The organism is Methanoculleus sp. MH98A, assembly GCF_000691865.1.
In the GTDB taxonomy this organism is placed as follows: Archaea; Halobacteriota; Methanomicrobia; order Methanomicrobiales; family Methanoculleaceae; genus Methanoculleus.
In genome coordinates, this window is record NZ_JMIO01000093.1 from 1 (window position 1) to 4736 (window position 4736).

4 protein-coding genes are annotated in these 4736 nt (G+C 50.6%); all 4 read right to left on the reverse strand.

The features are described from left to right. Positions 1 to 158 (reverse strand): type I restriction-modification system subunit M N-terminal domain-containing protein (locus tag EI28_RS15320; protein ID WP_197018500.1); only part of this gene is annotated, 158 nt, incomplete at its 3' end. A gap of 48 nt (positions 159 to 206) precedes the next feature. Continuing rightward, on the reverse strand, positions 207 to 1403 hold the full coding sequence (locus EI28_RS11010) for a restriction endonuclease subunit S (RefSeq protein WP_082223158.1): 1197 nt from the start codon (positions 1401 to 1403) through the stop codon (positions 207 to 209). A 6-nt stretch (positions 1404 to 1409) separates the two neighbouring features. Then, positions 1410 to 4244 (reverse strand): DEAD/DEAH box helicase family protein, encoded by a 2835-nt coding sequence (locus tag EI28_RS11015; protein WP_048114844.1) that lies wholly within the window; start codon positions 4242 to 4244, stop codon positions 1410 to 1412. 214 nt (positions 4245 to 4458) lie between these two features. Further along, positions 4459 to 4736 (reverse strand): hypothetical protein (locus EI28_RS14980; RefSeq protein WP_231476762.1); only part of this gene is annotated, 278 nt, incomplete at its 5' end.

Sequence of the window (4736 nt, forward strand, 5' to 3'; positions counted from 1 at the left end):
GCTCGATTCTGCTCGACGACATCCATATCTTCGAGGCGCTTCATGAAGATGAGGTAGGACATCTGCTCGATGGACTGGAGCGGGTTTGACATCCCCCCGCTCCAGAAGCGATCCCAGAGGGTGTCGATCTTTGATTTAAGGTCGGGGGCGAGTTTCATGATATCACATACTTGGAATTCTTAAACCTTGACAATGATTATGGCAATTCATACTACTAGTTTCCCGTTAAAAGCGCGATTAAATAGGCTAGCGTTCATGAGCTCTATTTGGGATGCTGATAATTTTTGACTTTGAAGTAAGATTTCGTATTTTTTGATAGAATTTAGGAATTCTTGTTGAAGCGGGAGAGGAGGTACAATGATATTGAATTGCTTAATCTCATTTAAACCCAAGTCAGGTATTGCACTACTCCTCTTTTTACTAAGAGCATATCTCAGGAAATTCGGATTTTTAAGCAGATAGTAAAGAAACTTCAATTTAATTACATCTTTTTCCAGGCGAATTATGCACAGACTATAAGAGATTTGGAATTTCACATCCTTTGGTACTAACCTTACTTCACCGATAGTACCATATCGAGAATATATTATATCGCCATATTTTGGCTCGATTTTTTTTGAAAGTTGCTGAAAATCGTGCTCTGAAATCTTTTTAGCACCACTAAAATCAATACTATCGAGTGAATGAAAATCTTTTGTCGAAATATAATATATGCCCTCTTCAACTCCTATTGGCATCTTATGATCTACGTCTTTGATGGTTGCTAACTCTCCCAATTTTCTTACCTCCCATTTCATCCTATTACTGACTGGGTCGCCGAACATATTGTTAAAAAGGGATATGGATTGTTGCTGCATCAACGCATCCGCCTCTGCCCGCAGGCGCTGCGTTGCCTCTGCCTTCTCAAGAATGGCGACGATTTTGCGCTGGGTGTCGAGGGGAGGGAGGGGGAATTGTTGACGTAACAGGTCGGAGTCAGATATTGCAGGGTAATTCGCTCCCCGGTAGTACCTCTTTAGTTTACTCAGAAATGCGTCTGACTTGAGGTAATAGAACAGGTATTTATTATCAACCCCTTCGGTCACCCTTATTACGCAAAAACCGGTAGATGCGACCTGACTATCATATATTTCATCAATTAGTGCGATATTTTTTAAATACGGACGCACTGTAGAGAATAAAATATCATCCTTTTTGATAATTTGGCGAGCTCGTGAAGGAGCTTCCTTCCCGGTAATTAACTTTGGATTCTGAATTGTCTGGTTAGAACTGTCGATAGAATCGATGTCAATATAGCAGAATCGCTTTGTGGGGCTTCTCGTCGGGTCAATAGAATCGACTTTTTTGACAAAATTTCTTATTCTCTCCCATTCCCATCCTTCAGGCAGCTTCTTTTCAATCAAAGATACTCACGCCTCCGCAAACAACTCCCGCTCCAGCCCCTGACAGATGCCGATAAACGCCTTCAGATCGCCCTCGTCAAACATCGGCATCGGCGCATTACTCCCAAAATTCGTGAACGGAGCAAGGAATAGATCGTCCATTTCTATACGCCTCTTACGCATAAAAACGGTCTGAATCGTCCGGATGAAGTGGAGCTGGTCGGCGGTATAACTCTTGTTATTCTCGATCATGTAGGTCTGAAACGCCTCTGCTATCTTCTCCTTCGGATCAGGCGCTTCATAGAGACCGAAGAGCGACCGGATAAACGCCACGAGCGAGCCATACGGGTGACGCGGCGAGGTCTGCAACATCTCTTCGGTGACGTTCACCCCGGCCTCCGCCAGCGCCTCTTCGAGATCGTGAAGGTCGGCTTCGGTTATCGGGTCGTCGTGGAGGATCTTCTGGATGACCGGGTTATGATCGGCCAGCTCCGTAACCCGCTTCTCGACCTTCTCCCTGAATGCCACCACATACTCGGGTGCTTCCTCGTTGAGCGTCCAGATCGTGCGCTGCGCGATGATATCTCCCATGTCGATGACGATCGGCTCGTGTGCCTCCTTCGACATGTACTTCATGAGCGGAGCGATATCCCCGACAAGCCCGGTAGCGTCCTCAAACGACAGACCCTTCCAGAAGGCATGGGTCAGCACCTCGTCCAGCCGCTCCTCCTTCTCCTTCACGATATCGAGCGTCCGGGGGAGGTGATCGACCATCTCCCCGATCTCCGGGGCCAACCGCTCGATCTCCTTCTCATTGCCCTCCAGCACCGCGAGCGCGAGCCGCTCCGCCTTGACGGTGAAGGACGCCTCTTTGAGGTTCACGCCGGTCTGGAAGCGCATCAGGGGCATGATTGTGCTCTTCAGGTACTCCAGCGGGTCAAGCCCGACATTGTCCCAGAGTTTCGGGGAGAGGGCTTTCGCGATCTCCCGCTCGTGCTCCCGGACGGTTACAGAGTCCATCGGAAGCGAGCGGATATCCTCTTCCAGCCTCTGCCGGACGACCGCCGCCCGCTCGTCGTCGCCCTGCTCCAGGAGCCGCTCAAGCTGCTTCAAGCGGAGGAAGAAGATCCGGCTCGTGATGGCTTCGGTCGGCTCATTCTTCACCCCTTCGGGATTCATATTCCAGTACTCGAAGTTATTCCAGAAGTCGAAGACCTTGAAATACTCTTTATGCCCGTCCGGGAGCCATTCCCGGTGTTTGCACGCGCCGTCCGACCGCGTACCGCGCCCCAGCATCTGCCAGAACTTGATCTTTGAGAAGACGGGTTTAGCGAAGACGAGGTTGCAGACCTCCGGTACGTCGATGCCGGTATCGAGCATATCGACCGAGATCGCCACGCGGGGGAAGGACTCATGTTCGAAGTCGTGGATGAGGGCCTCAGCGCGGGGGTCGTCCGAGACGATGATCCGCGCCAGCCGTCCTTTATACTCGGGATACAGGTCGTCGAACGCCTCATGCAGCCGTCGGGCATGCTTTTTCGAGATCGCGAAGAAGATCGACTTTGCCGGAAGTGTCCCGGCCTGATCCATCAGGCAGCCTTCCATGAACTCCCGCACGATCACTTCGGATGTCCCTTTGACAGCGACCTTCTTCTCCAGCTCGGTCCCTTCGAAGTTGATCTCGTCCGGGTCGATCCCCTGCTCGATCAGCCGGTTGCGCTCGCTCTCCGTCAGGTCGGAAGGTCGAAGGCCCTCGATCTGGAAGTGGGTCTGCGCTCCGATGATGCTTTTGCGGAAGTCGACCAGGACGCCATCCTTCACCGCCTCATCATACGAGTAGAGCGCGGTCGGCATGTGGTCGTCGCAGTGGAAGAACCGGAAGGTGTCCCGATCGACCAGCTCCGCCGGTGTTGCCGTCAGCCCGATCTGCATGGCGTCGAGGTAGGTGAAGACATCCCGCCACTTGTTGTAGATGCTCCGGTGCGCCTCGTCAGAGATGATCAGGTCGAACTCGCCGGGAGAGATGCGGTACTGCCCGCGCTCATCCTTCTGGGTATAGATCTCCTGAAACGTCTGAATGGTGGAGACGTACAGCCGTTTTTCCTTATTGTAGACACCGTGCAGGATCTTATCCTTGGCCTCGTGGGGGAAGAACTCCAGGAAGCCCTTATTCCACGCCTGATCGCGGAGCGCCTTGCGGTCGGCGAGGAAGAGCACTTTCTGCGCACGGTTCTCCAGCAGGAGGGCATCGATGATCGCCATCGCCACGCGGGTCTTGCCAGTCCCGGTCGCCATGACGATCAGCCCTTTGCGGTGGCCTTTACGGATATGCTCCAGCACGCGCTTGACATTCTCGATGCTCTTTGAACGGTCGACAATGCGGGTATTGATCTCGATCGATCGGGTGGGATCGATCTTCTGAATCTGGAAACGGAGCCGCTCAAGGTCTTTCTGCGCGTAGAAGCCCTTCAGCTGCCGGAGCGGGTAGCGCTCCCGCTCCCAGAACCAGATCTCATAGCCGTTGGAGAGGAAGATGAAGACATCTCTCCCGGTCTGCCGTTTGATGTCATCGGCATACTGCTCCGCCTGCTTCTGTCCGATGAGCGGGTCTTTTGAAGTTCGCTTGGCCTCGACGATCGCGAGCGGAGCGCCCAGGCTGTCAAGCAGGAGGTAGTCGACGTACTTGCTCTCCAGATCGTTCTTGAGCGTCTCGGAGACGGTCTTATAAGAGTGTGCAAGAAAGTCTGACTGTTTGGTATCAACTTCAGGAATGACAGATGCGCGGTTGGCGACGTCCCAGCCCTGCTCGGCAAGGTAGACGTCGATTTTACTCTTCCGCGTCTGTAATTCGGTTAAGTCCATACGATTTCTCCACGCCGGGGAGAATAGGAGAATAACACATCCTATTCATTAGTTAGTCAAAACAGGAGGGTAAATAAGGCTTTTGAAATGAGTAGGAGAATTCTTTTCTCTCTATTATGACCGAGGAGAATTATTTTCGAGAGTTATCTCACCACGAAATTCTCGTAATTTTGAGTAAAAATGAAAGGAGAGTATTAATAGTCGTCAAAGGGGCTCACCTCCACTTTAGATTCGCCCTATTAGGAATGAGTAAATACCAGTTAACGAACTTTAATGTATCAACTATCATGAAATCGTAATTTTTTGACGTTAAATATATCTTTGAAAGTCTTTTCGCGGTTTCCTCATCATATTCGTTATTAATGATCATACCGTTAATTAATCCGATAAGGCCTGCATAATTTGTTAAAGCATTTGTTAATTCTCTTTTTACAAATACGGAGCTGAAATAGCTAGTAAGGATTGCAATCGTAATAATTTGCAGGAATAGAA